This window comes from Porphyromonas sp. COT-108 OH2963, from assembly GCF_000768895.1.
Classification (GTDB): Bacteria; Bacteroidota; Bacteroidia; order Bacteroidales; family Porphyromonadaceae; genus Porphyromonas_A; species Porphyromonas_A canoris.
Genome location: NZ_JRAP01000007.1, coordinates 129,389 through 145,988, shown reverse-complemented (window position 1 = coordinate 145,988; position 16,600 = coordinate 129,389). Strand labels below are relative to the sequence as shown.

General features: G+C 40.4%; 16 protein-coding genes and 3 tRNA genes. 15 read left to right on the top strand and 4 right to left on the bottom strand.

The features are described 5' to 3' along the window. Positions 1–6: 6 nt before the first annotated feature. Complete coding sequence (locus HQ39_RS03435) at positions 7–498, top strand: low molecular weight protein-tyrosine-phosphatase (RefSeq protein ID WP_036863744.1); 492 nt, start codon at positions 7–9, stop codon at positions 496–498. 86 nt (positions 499–584) lie between these two features. Beyond that, positions 585–668, top strand: a tRNA-Leu gene (locus HQ39_RS03430). Between the two features lie 86 nt (positions 669–754). Here HQ39_RS03430 and hemW read toward each other — a convergent pair. Both hemW and HQ39_RS09390 read right to left on the bottom strand, forming a co-directional pair. Next, a complete protein-coding gene (gene hemW / locus HQ39_RS03425) occupies positions 755–1,900 on the bottom strand; it encodes a radical SAM family heme chaperone HemW (RefSeq protein ID WP_036863741.1) in 1,146 nt (381 codons plus the stop codon). A 274-nt stretch (positions 1,901–2,174) separates the two neighbouring features. After that, positions 2,175–2,342 (bottom strand): DUF362 domain-containing protein, encoded by a 168-nt coding sequence (locus tag HQ39_RS09390; protein WP_081964509.1) that lies wholly within the window; start codon positions 2,340–2,342, stop codon positions 2,175–2,177. Between the two features lie 376 nt (positions 2,343–2,718). Between HQ39_RS09390 and HQ39_RS09385 the strand changes: the two genes are divergently transcribed. The 4 genes from HQ39_RS09385 to HQ39_RS03410 all read left to right on the top strand — a co-directional run bounded on the left by HQ39_RS09385 (position 2,719) and on the right by HQ39_RS03410 (position 5,705). Continuing rightward, a complete protein-coding gene (locus tag HQ39_RS09385; protein ID WP_081964510.1) occupies positions 2,719–2,952 on the top strand; it encodes a 4Fe-4S binding protein in 234 nt (77 codons plus the stop codon). 71 nt (positions 2,953–3,023) lie between these two features. Continuing rightward, positions 3,024–4,109, top strand: coding sequence for a 3-methyl-2-oxobutanoate dehydrogenase subunit VorB (locus HQ39_RS03420; protein ID WP_036863738.1), 1,086 nt, complete (start codon positions 3,024–3,026; stop codon positions 4,107–4,109). 237 nt (positions 4,110–4,346) lie between these two features. Then, positions 4,347–5,108: a thiamine pyrophosphate-dependent enzyme gene (locus tag HQ39_RS03415; protein WP_036788833.1), complete on the top strand. Its 762-nt coding sequence runs from the start codon at positions 4,347–4,349 to the stop codon at positions 5,106–5,108. Positions 5,109–5,159: 51 nt separating this feature from the next. Then, the gene (locus tag HQ39_RS03410; protein ID WP_036788835.1) at positions 5,160–5,705 is read left to right on the top strand and encodes a 2-oxoacid:acceptor oxidoreductase family protein; all 546 of its coding nucleotides are present in this window, start codon (positions 5,160–5,162) and stop codon (positions 5,703–5,705) included. 147 nt (positions 5,706–5,852) lie between these two features. On the opposite strand, the gene HQ39_RS03405 is transcribed toward HQ39_RS03410, so the two are convergent. Together HQ39_RS03405 and HQ39_RS03400 are read right to left on the bottom strand one after the other, a co-directional pair. Next, positions 5,853–6,479, bottom strand: a complete 627-nt coding sequence (locus HQ39_RS03405; RefSeq protein WP_036788837.1) for an aminotransferase class IV — start codon at positions 6,477–6,479, stop codon at positions 5,853–5,855. Further along, complete coding sequence (locus HQ39_RS03400) at positions 6,472–7,449, bottom strand: aminodeoxychorismate synthase component I (RefSeq protein WP_036863879.1); 978 nt, start codon at positions 7,447–7,449, stop codon at positions 6,472–6,474. The genes HQ39_RS03405 and HQ39_RS03400 overlap by 8 nt, the downstream gene beginning before the upstream one ends. Before the next feature lie 60 nt (positions 7,450–7,509). Between HQ39_RS03400 and HQ39_RS03395 the strand changes: the two genes are divergently transcribed. The 9 genes from HQ39_RS03395 to HQ39_RS03355 all read left to right on the top strand — a co-directional run bounded on the left by HQ39_RS03395 (position 7,510) and on the right by HQ39_RS03355 (position 16,445). Continuing rightward, positions 7,510–8,094: an anthranilate synthase component II gene (locus tag HQ39_RS03395; RefSeq protein WP_052079401.1), complete on the top strand. Its 585-nt coding sequence runs from the start codon at positions 7,510–7,512 to the stop codon at positions 8,092–8,094. A gap of 52 nt (positions 8,095–8,146) precedes the next feature. Beyond that, positions 8,147–8,218, top strand: a tRNA-Met gene (locus HQ39_RS03390). A gap of 175 nt (positions 8,219–8,393) precedes the next feature. Next, positions 8,394–10,871: a TonB-dependent receptor gene (locus HQ39_RS03385; RefSeq protein ID WP_036863735.1), complete on the top strand. Its 2,478-nt coding sequence runs from the start codon at positions 8,394–8,396 to the stop codon at positions 10,869–10,871. Positions 10,872–11,197: 326 nt separating this feature from the next. Further along, positions 11,198–11,782: a superoxide dismutase gene (locus HQ39_RS03380; protein ID WP_036863874.1), complete on the top strand. Its 585-nt coding sequence runs from the start codon at positions 11,198–11,200 to the stop codon at positions 11,780–11,782. A gap of 204 nt (positions 11,783–11,986) precedes the next feature. Continuing rightward, positions 11,987–12,469, top strand: coding sequence for a 6,7-dimethyl-8-ribityllumazine synthase (gene ribH / locus HQ39_RS03375; RefSeq protein ID WP_036863733.1), 483 nt, complete (start codon positions 11,987–11,989; stop codon positions 12,467–12,469). 72 nt (positions 12,470–12,541) lie between these two features. Continuing rightward, positions 12,542–12,624, top strand: a tRNA-Tyr gene (locus HQ39_RS03370). A gap of 461 nt (positions 12,625–13,085) precedes the next feature. Beyond that, the gene (gene udk, locus HQ39_RS03365; protein WP_369794002.1) at positions 13,086–13,712 is read left to right on the top strand and encodes a uridine kinase; all 627 of its coding nucleotides are present in this window, start codon (positions 13,086–13,088) and stop codon (positions 13,710–13,712) included. A 20-nt stretch (positions 13,713–13,732) separates the two neighbouring features. Next, positions 13,733–14,983: a GTPase HflX gene (hflX, locus tag HQ39_RS03360; protein ID WP_036863730.1), complete on the top strand. Its 1,251-nt coding sequence runs from the start codon at positions 13,733–13,735 to the stop codon at positions 14,981–14,983. Then, entirely contained in the window at positions 14,955–16,445 is a 1,491-nt protein-coding gene (locus HQ39_RS03355; RefSeq protein WP_081965368.1) for a CCA tRNA nucleotidyltransferase, read from the top strand. Before hflX ends, HQ39_RS03355 begins: the two co-directional genes overlap by 29 nt. Positions 16,446–16,600: the final 155 nt, after the last annotated feature.

Here is a 16,600-nt window from a genome sequence, read left to right as displayed (position 1 = left end):
AATAATATGAAACAAAACAATAAACCGAAAAAGTGTATTTTATTTGTCTGTCTTGGTAATATCTGTCGTTCTGCTGCTGCGGAAGCCGTGACTAAGAAGTTTTTGGAGTCGAGAAGTACACGTTATGAGTATGTGATAGATTCTGCCGGAACTGCCGGATATCATGAGGGAGAAAAGGCAGATCCCAGAATGATATTTCATGGAAATAAAAGAGGGTATAACGTCGATTCCATATCAAGAAAAGTAAGGTATTCGGATTTTGAAAAGTTTGACTTGATTTTGGCTATGGATCATTCCAACAGAGATTACTTACTTTCTTTGGCTTGCACTGAAGAGGAGAGCAAGAAGATAAAGATGCTAACAGATTTTTGTAGTTCGGATAGAGCTTTTGATCATGTCCCGGATCCATACTATGGAGGAGCAGACGGGTTTGATCATGTGATAGATATACTTGAAGATGCCATTCGTAATCTTCTTAAAGAGATTGAGAATGAATAAAACAGCAGAATTGTTATTGTTTTTAGTGTATATCTATTGCAGTTTTCAATAATAATACTAACTTTGCAACGCAATAAGACAAAGATGCCCAGATGGCGGAATCGGTAGACGCGCTGGTCTCAAACACCAGTGGATTCACTTCCATCCCGGTTCGACCCCGGGTCTGGGTACAGCAAAATATAGCCGTAGATAAGAAGGTCTACGGCTATATTTCTTTTGAGGATTCTTTTGTAAATGAACGATCTTACCAGAATACTTACTCCGAAACCATTTCTAATATTATAGCATCCATAAGTAGTATTCCATCGTATGTGAGAGCATAATGATTATTGGGGAGTTCTCGGATAAGACCACAAGAAATCTTTTTATCTATTACGTGCTTAACTCTATCATAAGAAGTTTTTCCATACTCCTTATAGATATAGTCAAGAGATATTCCATGTTGAAGAGTTCGCATTCGAGTTAATATATACTCTTCCATAGACTCCTCATGAGAGATAATCTCTGTGTGTCGTATATCTTCAGATAGAGGATTTTGAATGTATTTTACAATGGAGGGGGATACGGACCAACGATAAGGGTGAATATAACCATGTGCTGATGGACCAAAGGCTAAATAAGGTTTTCCTAACCAATACGCACTATTGTGCTTGCTTTCAAATCCTTTTTTTGCAAAAGCAGAGATTTCATAAGGAATTAGTCCGTGAAACTCTGTGGAAATGTATAGGTATTTGGCCATTTCAATACTTGTTTCTTCCGGAGTCTCTTGAACTTTTCCTCTTTTTCTAAAATACCACATGGGAGTTCCTTCTTCATAAATCAGATGATAAGCAGACAAATGTGGTATATCAAGACTGAAAAGTGTATCCAAATCTTTTATCCATATTTTTAATGTTTGATCGGGAAGACCATAAATAAGGTCAATAGATAGATTTTCTATTCCTGATCCTTTTATGATGTCAATCGCATGGATGGCCTCAATAGAGGTGTGGCTTCGGGAAATGGATTTTAATAGTTGGTCATTAAAACTCTGTACTCCCATACTTACTCTATTGATACCAATATTTCGGTACTCTGGAAGATTTTTCTTACTTACCGATTCCGGATTTACTTCCATCGTGATCTCTGCTTCAGATGAGACCTTGAAATGTTTGCGTAGAGTTTCTATTATAGTGGCAATATAAGCATTAGAAAGGAGAGAAGGAGTCCCTCCTCCTATGTATATGGTTTCTATTTTATCTTGGGAACCCAATAGCTCATTATACTCTCTCGCCCTACCTTTTATCTCGAATAGGAGAGAATGAATATATTGAGTTATGTAGCTCTTACTGACTACAGAATAGAAGTCACAGTAGGAACATTTCTTACTACAAAACGGAACATGTATGTAAATACCTGCCATGATTGCATTTTTGTCTGTTTTTTTTGTTGGAAACTTTGGTAAGAAGAAAATCTGAACAATGAAGATACGTTATTTCTGAGAAAAGAAACAAAGATTGCTCCGACAGAGTAGGGAATTTATATTTTTAGGCTTTATTAAATGAGTCTGTCTTCTCTCTTTGTGTAACGTTTTATAGCCTTTAGTCTCCAAAGCCATAAAAACAATATACCCGCTTTTCTGCAAGAAAAGCGGGTATATATCAACACTCATCTAAGCCCAATATCTCTATGGGCTATTATTGTTGTTCGATACTTTCTGTAGGGCAAACGGCTGCACAAGCACCACAATCTACGCAAGTATCAGGATCAATTACGTAGATATCGCCTTCGGAGATAGAGTCGGTAGGACACTCTGCCATACAAGTACCGCAAGCAATACAATTTCCATTAATCAAATAAGCCATAACTAAATGTTTTTGTAATAGTAATACCGGTTGTTTTTTGTTTATGCTGCAAATGTATGAAAGATATTTGATATACCCAAATATAGGTATTTGTAATTAATTCTTGCAGTGGATTTGCTTGTCTTTGTCATTTGTATAATACCTATTTAATGCTATTGTGTGTGATCTGCTTAAAATATTTGACAATGTGATGGTTAGGCTTTTTTTAGAGCAATAGGTGTAGATAACTATCTGCAAATTTAGTGTTAAAAACAAGAAATGGAGAAAAATATCAACTAAAATTCCTACCTTTGAATGGATTTCAAGATATAATAAAGAGAGATCGAATTACTATTACATAAACAACAATAAATTTAAATCTTAAATCACGCTTGATATGGCAAAAATCAAAGGCGCCGTGGTGGTGAATGAGCAAAGGTGTAAGGGTTGCAATCTTTGTGTAGTTTCTTGTCCAACATCAACACTTTCTCTACAACCTCATGAGGTGAATAGCAAGGGATATCACTATGCTTATATGGAAAATCCGGATAATTGCATCGGATGTTCTAATTGTGGTTTAGTATGTCCAGACGGGTGTATTACCGTTTACAGAATGAAAGTGGAAGGATGATTTGTGGCAAAAATATTCGGAAATAGAATACTTTTTGCTGTATCTATAGAACAAAAAGAAACGAAAAAGATATGTCTCAACAAGATATTCAATTGATGAAAGGCAATGAAGCCATTGCCAAGGCAGCTGTAAGGTATGGTTGCGATGGGTATTTTGGATACCCTATTACACCTCAGAGTGAGGTAATGGAAACTCTCATGGATGATGCTCCATGGGAAACTACCGGTATGGTGGTACTTCAAGCAGAAAGTGAAGTTGCTGCTATTAATATGGTCTATGGAGGAGCTGGTTGTGGTAAGCGAGTAATGACATCTTCTTCAAGCCCTGGTATGAGTTTGAAGCAAGAAGGTATTTCGTACATTGCAGGAGCTGAGCTCCCATGTCTTCTTTTGAATGTAATGCGTGGAGGTCCTGGTCTTGGTACTATTCAGCCCAGTCAAGCCGACTACTTTCAAACAGTCAAAGGTGGTGGACATGGGGATTACAGACTCATAACGCTTGCTCCGAATTCTGTGCAAGAAATGGCTGATTTTGTGGCTCTTGGGTTTGATCTTGCATTCAAATATCGTAATCCTGCTATCATTCTATCTGATGGCGTTATCGGTCAGATGATGGAGAAGGTTGTTCTTCCTCCGCAACGTGAGCGTATGACAGAAGAGGAAATTCGTGAAAAATATCCATGGGCTACTGTGGGTAATACACGCAATAAGCCTAATATTATTACCTCTTTGGAGCTTGATCCTAAAGTGATGGAGGAGAATAATCATCGCCTTCAAGCTAAGTATGAAGCGATAGAGAAGAATGAAGTGCGTTACGAACTTACTCAATGTGAAGATGCTGACTATATTATAGTAGCGTTTGGATCAGCTAGTCGTATAGCAGGAAAGGCTCTTGAAATTGCACGTGAAAATGGATATAAAGTTGGTTTGGTAAGACCTATAACTTTGTGGCCTTTCCCTTCAAAGATTATTTCAGAATTGGCGGATCGTTGTAAGGGATTTTTATCTGCAGAGTTGAATGCTGGTCAGATGGTAGAGGATGTAAGACTTGCCGTTAATGGTAAGGTTCCTGTTTACCATACCGGTCGTCAGGGAGGAATGATATTCTCTCCTGTTGAAATCTTTGAAGCTCTTAAGGAACGCTTTCCAAAGGCATAAATATTAAGAAGGTTGGAGAATTTGAATTCGTCACAAAGGAAGCTTTGATAAGTATTGGAATGAAGAAGTTGTATAGCATACTTACAATAGTATTTTATATTTTGGTTTTGGCTACTTTAGTTTTGTACTTTGCAGTACCGGAACAAAGACTCTTCTTTTTCACCACCGGTTTTACAGCTGTCTTTGTCAGGATTTTCCAATATATTATTCGTAACTTCATCTGAAATATATACCACAATGAATATTCAAGATATAATCAAGCCTGAGAACTTGGTCTATAAAAAACCGACACTTCTCAATGATACCACTATGCACTATTGCCCCGGTTGTAGTCATGGAGTGGTACACAAACTTGTAGCTGAAGTTTTAGAGGAAATGGGCTACGCAGATAAAACAATCGGTATAGCACCGGTTGGATGTGCTGTGTTTGCCTATCGCTATATTGATATTGACTGGCAAGAGGCCGCTCATGGTAGAGCTCCTGCCTTGGCAACGGCGATAAAGAGACTTATGCCGGAAAAACTTGTGTTTACATATCAAGGGGATGGGGACTTGGCAGCTATCGGTACAGCTGAAACTATTCATGCTGCGAACAGAGGCGAGAATATTGCCATAATATTTATCAATAATGGTATTTATGGTATGACCGGAGGGCAGATGGCACCTACCACACTTCCCGGAATGAAAACAGCTACCTCTCCGCAAGGGCGTACTGTTGAAATGAATGGTTATCCGCTTAAGATAGGAAATCTTCTTGCTCAGCTTGATGGTACTTGCTATGTAACACGTCAGGCTGTTCATAAACCGGCTAATGTGCGTAAGACAAAAGCTGCCATAAAGAAAGCGTTCCAAAACTCTCTCGATGGCAAAGGAACTTCTATCGTAGAGGTGGTATCTACTTGTAACTCTGGTTGGAAACTTTCTCCTGCAAAATCCAATGAATGGATGGAAGAGAATATGTTCCCAATGTATCCTCTCGGAGACCTTAAGAATGAGTAAAATTGGTAGAGGAAAAACAGAGTACTTAACTATACTAAAAGAATACGAACCATGACTTGTGAAATACTAATAGCCGGCTTTGGCGGACAGGGTGTACTATCAATGGGTAAAATATTGGCTTACTCTGGACTTATGGGAGGAAAAGAGGTTTCTTGGATGCCTGCTTATGGTCCGGAACAACGTGGTGGTACAGCCAATGTTACCGTTATAGTGAGTGATGATAAGGTAAGCTCTCCTATTCTTAACTCCTATGATATTGTAGTAGTGTTGAATCAACCTTCATTGGATAAGTTTTTGAATTCGGTAAAGCCGGGAGGTATCTTGATTTATGATGATAACTCTATCCCCGTACCTCCTAAAAGAGATGATATCAATATTTATCTTGTAGAAGGAGTTAAGGCTTCCGTAGAGATGGCGAATGATAAGGTTTTCAATATGATTATTCTTGGAGGTCTTTTGAAAGTTGCTCCTATTGTGGATTTGCAACACATCACCTTGGGACTTAAGAAATCTCTTCCTGAAAGACACCACAAACTTATTCCGATGAATGAGGAGGCCATTAAGAAGGGAATGGAAATTATCAAGAAGATAAACTAAGGTAATAAAGATCCATAGAGGATCTTCTCGTAAAAAAAAATGATGCGAGAAAGGAGCTTGAAACCTCTTTTCTCGCATTTTTTTGATTCCGTTACAGACTTACTTTAAGTACCATTTGAGGTTATGAGACAGAGTAATAAATCTCTTCTATTGTGTAATAGAAGTATTCCGTAAAGAGAGAGTGCCTAATGGCATTAGGGCATTGATTAAGTGGATAGTACAAGGTATATATATATCTTCCAGAGTAATTTTAGCCTCTTGTATTACTCCTTTTTTTAGTAGGGATGCTCTTTGAGTCCCTTTAAGTAGAGGAGTTGACGGAGTTTTATAAATACCGGACTTCTCTATTACAATATTGGTATAGCTCGTGTCAGATATAAATCCATCAGGTGTAACAATGATGATTTCATCGTTTGGCTGTAATCCTTCTTTTAGATTTTCAAAGGATTCTCTATTGGCATATTTGAAGTTGTACCAAGATAGATCTTTTACATAAACAGGTATAAGTCTTTCTATTTTTCTTGTGCTATATTTTGATAGAGATATCTGCTTAATCGTTTCTCTATACGTTATAGTACACTTATATAGAGAGGTAGGATCAGACAAAACCACATCTGTATCTAATCTTTCTTTTATTTCCTCCCATGATGGGGGAGAGAAGTGATGAGCTACCCCTGTTGCGTACATTCTTTCTTGATGGAACTCTAAGTTATTCACTACTCCACCACGAATGGATAATGTTTCAATAAAAAGTGGGGCAGATCCGTTAAACATGGGGGATATAGATTTTTTGAATAATTTCGCGATATTCGTTTTCTACAACAGAGTTAATTGTAATACCTCCTCCACTCCTGAAGAAGAGACTCCCTCCCTCTTTCTCTATATAACGGATTATTACTCCTGTATCCATCGTTTCTCCGTTAAACATTCCCATAATTCCGGTATAATATCCTCTTGTTTGCTGTTCTGCCTCACGTATGATTTGCAGAGTAGCCTCTTTAGGAGCTCCCGATATGGAACCGGCAGGAAGAAGAGTGTCTATAATATCTCCAATGCTCTCTTTCCAGTTTGGAGATAAAGTCCCGGTTATGGTTGAACTTACTTGTAATAGCTCTCCTTGAGGAGATATTATCTTATCTATGTATCTAAAGTGTTCTACTTTTACATTATATGCAACCATATTTAAGTCATTCCGGATAAGATCGACAATTGTATGATGCTCTGCAGTCTCTTTATAGTCAGATAAAATCACCTCCTTGGCATTGGGAATAGTCGCATCTATCGTCCCCTTCATCGGATGAGCAGAGATTTTTCCATGTTCATCTATTGAAATAAATGTTTCCGGAGAGAAGCATACCCACTTGTCAGGAACATACATCTTGTATTTTGCCTTGGAATATACAAAGACCTCCTTCAGAGAATGAGGTAAAGATATGGGTGTTCTTACGGTCAAATTAGTAAGAAATGTATCTCCTCTCATCAATCCTTCCATCACTCTATTAAAGCGTTTGGTATAACTTTCTAACGACTCCGGGATTGCTTTTAGAGTCAAAGGACATTTTTCAAAAGCGTTAGGATAGTTAGAGTACTTCTGAATAGAGTATAGAACATCCGTTTGTTTATTAGGATGAGGTAGGATCAAACCTGCAGATTTCTCAAAATTAACAGCAAAAATAAAGGGAGTATTCGTGGCTCCCAATCTGTTCATCTCTTCTATAAGAGAATTGTAAGATATCTCTGTCATCATGCTCTCTATACCTTGCTTGGTATGCAAATATAGTGTATTTTTGGGGCAAAAATAGCTATGAAGCAAATTAGAGTTCTTATTATCAATCATCATGACTCATTTGTGTACAACTTAGTACAGATTGTGAGAGAGTCCGGAATATGCGACTACACAATAGTAAATGAAGAAGATCTCTCTTCCTCATGGCACTTGTTTTCCACTCATACCCACATTTTGCTTTCTCCTGGTCCGGGATTACCTCAAGAGTATGATAGACTTTTAGAAGTGATACGAACCTTTGCTCCAACTCATTCTATATTGGGTGTCTGTCTCGGATTGCAAGCTATGGTCTTGGCTTTAGGCGGTAAACTTGAATGTCTTACCTCTCCAAAGCATGGGCATACCGGGATATTACAGATACTCAATAAAGATTCTCTTCTTTTGGCTCATTTGGATCTCCCTATTGGGGTTGGTAGATACCATTCATGGGTTGCCGCCAAAGAAAGTTTGCCAAAATATTTTTCCGTGGATGCTCTTGATGATGAGGGGAATATAGCAGTTTTATCTCATGCAAAGTTTAAAATATGGGGAGTACAATTTCATCCTGAATCTATTATGACTCCGCAAGGAAGAAAAATGGTTGAAGCATGGTTGCAGAGTTAGAAGATTTGGTAGTTTGAGAATTTCTTTCTACCTTTGCAACGCAAAACGAAATCGCGGAGTGGAGCAGTGGCAGCTCGTTGGGCTCATAACCCAAAGGTCGTAGGTTCGAATCCTGCCTCCGCAACTAAGTAGAAGACCTGGTCCAAGTTATGGATTGGGTCTTTTCTTTGTTATAATGTTACTATGTTTTAAGGCTATAAATTCACTAAAAAAAGGTATTGCCCATATTGAACAAAACATTGAAATTTGCGAAACTTACTGACATCAAACAATAAACATTTATAATAGAGAAAGAACTCATGAAGAAAATTTCATTTTTACTTGGAGCCTTACTCGTTTCATTGCCCGTGGCTCAGGCAAATGTTTCTACTACTTCGGTGGTAGAGCAGGCTCCCCACAAGCATTATAAGCTTTCGGGGAAAGTTATAGATGCATCCACACAAAAACCATTGCCATACGTTGTTGTTAGAGTAGTGGGATCAAGCGATGGTGCATCTGCGAAGAAGGATGGAACATTCGTAATGGAGGAGCTTCATCGCCCTCAAGGTAAACTTCGTATAGTCCTAATGGGTTATAAGACTCAAGAGTTTGACTATGATGTAACGAAGAAGAGCGAAATTATATTGGCTCTTGAACCTTCTGTATTTAATATAGACGAAGTCGTGGTCTCTGCCAACAGGACAGAAACAAAGCGCAGGCAGGCTCCTGTATTAGTAAATGTAACAGACGCTAAGCTTTTTGAGGCAACCGCTTCTGTCAACTTGGATCAAGCATTGAAGTTTAATCCCGGTGTAAGAGTTGAAGACAACTGTCAAAACTGCGGTTTTAATCAAGTTAGAATCAACGGATTGGACGGACCATATTCACAAGTAGTTATCAACTCCAGAAGTATTTTTAGCTCACTGGCAGGAGTTTATGGCTTGGAAATGTTCCCAACAGAGATGATCGATAGAGTGGAAGTAGTGCGTGGTGGTGGTTCTGCCATTTTTGGATCCAGCGCCATCGGCGGTACAATAAATATTATTACGAAGGCACCAAGTAGGAATATGACTACTGTCTCTTACAACACAGAGCTGTATCAAGACAATTGGACTAAGCCTATGCACAATGCAAACTTTTTCTCATCCGTTGTCTCTCCGGATCTCCAAAGCGGTATTTCCGTATATGGTCGTATGAAAGAGAGAGAGGGTATAGATGTTGTACGTCCCGGAAGCTTGGTAAAGGCGGACAAGGACTTGGGAACAAAGGATGGCCAAGATGGATATTCCGAACTTCCAAAGTTGAAAAGTGTTACCGTCGGTACTTCTGCATTTTTGAATCCTTGGCATCAGGGAAAACTTTCTCTTGACTATTTCTATACACAAGAAGACAGACGCGGTGGTAACAACTTGGAAAAGCCGGAACATGAAGCAAATATTGCTGAAAGCTTGAAGCACAATATTCATACAGGTATTCTTCGTTTGGATCAATATGTTGCGGATGGAGCAGGTTTTATCACTGCTTTTGGAGCGGTAAGCCACACACTTCGCCGTAGCTATTATGGTGGAGGCCCTGTTACTCCGGACAACTTGGTAGGATCCAATCCTATTTCTCCCGAAGATGCAGCAAAAGGATTAGGAGCTTATGGATTGACTAAAGACCTTACAGCCCAAATGGGATTGCAATATGTACACAATTTTCAAAAGCTTCTTTTCATGCCTTCAGCATTGACTGTTGGAGGAGAATATACATACAACAGACTTAATGACAGCAGTGGAAACAGACCATTGGCAATAGGACAGCACACTCGCACTTCCAGTCTTTTTGCTCAAAACGAGTGGAAGAATGACAAGCTCGGTTTCCTTTTGGGCTTGCGTTACGATCACGTAGGATTATCAACGGATGAGAAGCATGCGAAGTTAGGACTGAGCACTCTTGATATTCTTACTCCTCGTGCCACACTACGCTATAATCCTACGGAAGATATCAATATTCGTCTTTCTTACGCAGAAGGTTTCCGTGCCCCTGCATACTTTGAAGAAGAGTTGCACGTAGCTTTTGCCAATGGAGAAGGAAAGCCTCGTATATTGTCTCCGGACCTCAGAGAAGAGCGCTCTAATAGCTTTACCGGTTCTGTGGATTACTATACAACACTTTCGGACAATATCTCTCTCAATTTGATGTTGGAAGGGTTCTACACCAGAATTTTCAATAAGTTTGTTGCCGTAGAAAAAGAGGATTATACCTATGTACAGAATGTCGATGAAGACGGGCACAAGGTAAATGCTTCTGTTTATGGTGCCAACTTTGAAATGAGATTAGCTTACAAAAAGCTGACATCACTTCAGTTGGGTTATACTGTTCAGCGCAGCTTGTTCGATCGTCCGCAACGTGCAATAGAAGATGTGGATAAGAAGAAAGAGTTTATGAGAACTCCGAATCAATACGGATACTTTGTGTGGAGTTTGACACCGACAGACAGATTTTCATTTAACCTTACCGGAGACTTCACCGGCTCTATGTATGTTCCTCACGAACACGGAGACAAGGAAGGTGTTTATATCACCAATGATGGAGAAAATAAGATTGTCTTTACCTCTCCGTTCTTTGCTTTGAACACGAAAGTAGCGTATAAGTTTGCATTCGGATCTACGGATATGGAAGTAAACTTCGGTATCAACAATCTTTTGAATGCTTACCAAAAAGACTTCGATGAAGGTCCAAACCGTGCTTCGGCTTATGTTTATGGTCCTAAATCACCAAGAAGCATCTTTGCCGGTATAAAGTTGAGCTTGTAATCTGATCCGATCTCTCAGCCATTATTTCTCTCTTTGTGAGGAGGTGGCTGAGAGATTGTTTTATGGCTCAATTGTTTATAAATAAGGCTCGCATCGTTTTTTTTATTATATTTGCATACGGAAAATCGAAGGCACGAGTTCTATATAAAACATTAAGCCAAATGAGAAGGATTTTTACGTTCTCTTGTGCATTCTTTCTGCTTGGAACATCTCTTTTTAGCTGTTCACAGAAAGCGGTCGAAGAAGAAACAGGAGAAACCAAAAACAACACAGAGATCACGGCAGCTGCCGACTCTGAAATTATTAACACAAAAACACAAGATAGTATGGTATTTGAACTTTTGAAACTGCCTTATGCAACAGATGCATTGGCTCCTGCAATAAGCAAGCGCACAGTAGAACTACACCATGGCAAGCACCTTCAAGCCTATGTAGACAATCTTAACAAGCTGCTTCCGGGCTCCGGATTGGAAGGTAAAGAGCTTATCGAGATCGTGAAGTCTTCCGATGGTGGTATCTTCAACAATGCAGGACAGATCTTGAATCACAACCTCTATTTCACACAGTTTTCTCCTAATGGAGGTGAAAACCCTAAGGGAGAATTGGGTGCTGCGATAGATGCTACATGGGGATCTTTTGACGCATTCAAGGCAGAGTTTAAGACAAAAGCAACTACTCTTTTCGGTTCAGGCTGGGCATGGCTTGCTTGCGATAAGGATGGTAAGCTTGTTATTACTCAAGATAAGAACGGTAGCAACCCTGTGGTGGACAACCTGATTCCTCTTATGGGAATTGATGTTTGGGAACATGCTTACTACTTGGATTATGAAAACAAGAGAGCAGACCATATAGACGCCGTTTGGAGCATTATCGACTGGAATGTGGTAAACGAACGCTACATTGCAAGATAAGCCCCGACAGACAGAAGAGTATTTTACAAACAACGTAGAATTATAAACCGATAAAGGCCTGCATTTCTTACACAGAAAGAGGAATGCAGGCTTCTATTTTGCTTATTCTTTACCTCCGGATCTCATAAAATGCTTTGAACATAAGATGAGACTCTTTTCAACGAATAATTGAGGTGGAATGGCAGCTCACAAACTAAAACATTTATGGCAACAAAGAATCAGAATCTTTCTTCTTATGACCCCAAATCAGTCCCTTTTGCGGGAGGCTTAAAGATCGCTATCACTGTCGCAAGATGGAATTCCAATATTACCTATGCACTTCTTGATGGGGCAATATCTGCTCTAAAGGAGCATGGAGTGGAGAGTCAAGACATAGATGTCTTCTATGTGCCGGGTACATTTGAACTTGTTCACTCTTCTGCTTCTCTTGTACGAATGGAGAAGTATGATGCTGTCATAGCCATAGGCTGTGTCATTCAAGGGGAAACGCCTCACTTTACATTTATATCCGATGCTGTGGCAAACGGATTGGCGTCTCTGAATATGCACTCTTCTATCCCGGTAATATTTGGTGTCCTTACAACGGACAATATGGAACAGGCAGAAGAAAGAGCCGGAGGAAAGCATGGAAACAAGGGTGTGGAAGCCGGAATAACAGCCATACAAATGGCAAAGCTGTTTGGCTAAATCGGAGAAATATTCTACCTTTGCGGGGCAAATAGGGGAGACGAAGCATAATGCCTCTACTATTTGTACATTGGGCAGTTTCCAGAGTGGCCAAATGGGGCTGACTGTAACTCAGCTGACGTTCGTCTTCGGTGGTTCGAATCCATCACTGCCCACTTCTCTACGTAAGATAGAGTTGTTGTAAAGCAACAAACTGAAGGTTGAAGAGCTGCTCCATGAGATAGTTATCTTTAGCCTTTTTTGTTTGTCTGTAATGACTCTTTTTTCTTTAAGAAGACTTCTTTCTTTTTGTAGACGGGTTTAGAAAAGATCTTATACCTGTTCACAGATATTGTTTATCGTATTCAGAGGTGTAAATCGAGGCTCGATTTGTGCAAATCAAGGCTTGAAACATAAGAATCAAAGCATGAGAGGTAGAAATCAAGTCTTGAATTGCAGAGTTATCAGGCATTACACGATTATTTATCCGGCTTTAATATTTCTTGTAAACAGGTTAAGAATAAGTTTTCTACCGTAGATAAAACTAACCGGGGCGGCTGGCAAATGGTTTGAATTGTGTACGCTTTTCTTTTTTTTTACCTTTGTCGGATAAGATAAAAGTCACGAAAGTAGCTGTATGATGGATAAACATAACAATACAACCGTAATAGGAGTGGCAGGAGGTTCGGCTTCGGGAAAGTCCACTCTTGTGAACAGACTTCTTGAAGCCTTTAGTGATGAGTCGGTGGTGATAATCAGCCATGACTATTACTATAAAGCCAATGATGATCTTACCATGGAAGAGCGCGTAAAGCAAAACTATGATCATCCCTCCTCTTTCGATACAGACATGCTTATACAGCATATCCGCCTGCTTAAAAGCGGTATTCCTGTGCGTCGTCCGGTCTATTCGTTTAAAGAGCACAACAGAATGTCCGAAACCGTCTTGGTAAAGCCGGCAAGAGTGATCATACTGGATGGCATTTTGATTTTGGAGAATAAACAGCTTCGGGACTTAATGGATATCAAAATTTTTGTCGATACAGACGCTGATGTGCGTTTGGGAAGAAGGCTTGTTCGTGATGTGCAAGAGAGGGGGAGAGATATGGATTCGGTTTTGACCCAATATTTCTCCACTGTAAAGCCGATGCACGATGAGTTTGTGGAGCCATCGAAGAGATACGCGCATCTTATCATTCCGGAGGGAGGCTTCAACTCCGTTGCGCTTACATTTTTAATAGAGAACATAAAAACTCTTTTATAGGAGAAAAGTAGATCCAATAGATGAAAGACTTTATCATAACCGACACAGAATCCGAGAAGGCTGTCCTTGTTGGTTTAATTCTGCCTGAACAGACAGAGAGTGAAATAACCGAATATTTGGACGAACTGGCTTTTTTGGCACAGACGGCCGGAGTAGAACCCGTCATGAGGTTTACTCAACGGTTGGATCATCCGCAGCCGGCAACTTTCGTGGGAAAGGGAAAGCTGGAGGAGATCAAGATGTACATAGAGGCACAAGAGGGAGAGATCGGAGTGGTAATATTCGATGACGAACTCGGTCCGAAGCAGATGCGAAACATCGAAAAAGAGCTAAAGGTCAAGATCTTGGACCGTACAAGTCTGATATTGGACATCTTTGCCGCTCGTGCTCGAACAGCACACGCCAAGACTCAAGTAGAGTTGGCGCAGTACAACTATATGTTGCCACGCCTTACCGGTCTCTGGACACACTTGGAGCGTCAGCGTGGAGGTGTCGGAATGCGCGGGCCCGGAGAAACTCAGCTTGAGACAGACAGGCGTATCATATTGGATAAAATAGCAAAGCTGAAACGAGATCTGCAGACCATAGACAGGCAGATGAGCGTACAGAGAAAGAATCGTGCTCAACTTATCAGGGTTGCTCTCGTGGGATATACCAATGTCGGGAAATCCACAATAATGAATGTGGTGAGCAAAAGCGATGTTTTTGCTGAAAATAAGCTCTTTGCCACTTTGGATACCACCGTTAGAAAGGTGATCATTCGTAACCTTCCATTTCTTCTTTCGGATACGGTCGGATTTATTCGTAAACTTCCTACTCAGCTCATAGAGTCTTTCAAATCCACTCTCGATGAAGTTCGGGAAGCAGATCTTATCCTGCACGTTGTGGATGTTTCTCATCCATCTTTTGAGGATCATATAGCTGTGGTAGAGTCTACTCTTTCCGAAATTTTGAAGGAGGAACGTAAGCCTACAATTATGGTCTTTAATAAGATAGATGCTTTCTCCTTTGTTCAGAAAGATGAAGATGATCTTACTCCGGAGACCAAAGAGAATATCTGTCTTGAAGATATCAAGCAGACATGGTTGAAAAATCTCGGAGCGGATGTATTGTTTATATCGGCTAAGAGTGGAGAAGGATTGGAGGAGTTTAGAAGTCGGATTTATGACAGAGTCAAAGAGCTGCATACGCTCAGATATCCCTACAACGACTTCTTGTTTGATGAATATACAGATCTGACAGATGAGTTTGACAGCAACGGAACTAAATAGACCGGATCTCTCTTTTCGCTCTATACCCGAATCGTTGAAAGCGGATATAGAGGCAGCATTGAGTGATGGTATCTTTGAGGCAATAGCCCGATGTACCGATGAGTTAGGGCTGGAAACTTACATTATTGGAGGTTTCGTCAGAGACATTGTTATGCATCGCCCTTCCAAGGATATAGATATTGTCTGTGTCGGGAACGGCATCGAACTGGCTCAGGCACTCAAGAAGAATTTTGGTAAGAAGTGTTCGCTCTCGGTTTTCAAGAATTTTGGGACGGCACAGATTAAATATAAAGGGTATGAGGTAGAGTTTGTCGGAGCACGGAAGGAGAGCTACCGAAGCGATAGCCGTAAGCCGATAGTGGAAGATGGAACGCTGGAAGATGATCTTATCCGTCGCGATCTTACCATAAATGCAATGGCTATATCTCTGAACAAGGAGAGTTTCGGAGCGTTTATAGATCCGTTCGATGGCTTGAAGGATGTAGAGAACAGACTCATCAGAACACCCCAAAATCCGGATGCAACATTTGAAGATGATCCTCTCAGGATGATGAGAGCTATCCGCTTTGCTACGCAACTCGACTTTGTAGTGGTTCCGGAAGTGTTGGAGTCCATTGTTCGCAAGCATGAACGTATAGAGATTATCTCTATGGAACGGATTTCGGATGAGTTCAAGAAGATTATTCTCTCTCCTCGTCCCTCTTTGGGGCTGGAGCTGATGATGGACACGGGGCTGCTCTCTTACTATCTTCCCGAACTTGTTTTGCTGAAAGGAGCGGAGACAATAGACGGGGTGGGGCATAAGGAAAACTTCAGCCACTCCCTTATTGTGTTGGATAACATTGCGAATGTTACGTCTGACCTTTACCTGAGATTGGCTGGGCTGTTCCATGATATAGCCAAACCGAAAACAAAGCGTTATGAGAAAGGTTTCGGATGGAGCTTTCACAACCATAATATAGAGGGTGCGAGAATGATTCCGAAGATATTCAAGCGAATAAAACTCCCCCTGAACGATAAAATGAAGTATGTTCAGAAACTTGTATTTCTTCATATGAGACCTTCGCAGCTTGCGGATGAGGGAGTTACGGATTCTGCTATAAGACGATTGTTGTTTGATGCAGGAGATCACATAGACGATCTCATGACGCTCTGCGAAGCCGATATCTCCAGCAAGAACCCCAAAAAGGTGGAGAAGTATCTCCGAAACTTTGCCATTGTAAGGCAGAAGCTGGTGGAGGTTGAAGAGAAAGATCGGATTCGGAATTTCAAGTCCCCTATCACAGGAGAGATGATAATGCAACTCTATAATCTTTCTCCCTCGAAAGAAGTGGGTGTGATCAAAGAGGCAATCAAGGAGGCTATTCTTGATGGAAAGATACAGAATGAATACGATGAGGCTTATGCCTATATGCTTGATATAGCAAAGAAAATGGGGCTCTCTCCAGTTGAGATTAAATAAAAGAGGCTGTGCCTGAGCTTGACTTCGGCACAGCCTTGACTTAAAAGATTATTTTTGACTGGCACAAGCGTATCGTCCGACCGTTCGGAGCTGTCTCCGGAAGTCGAGCGGTACGATTTCTTTTTATGCCATATATGGAGAAGACAAAAATATCT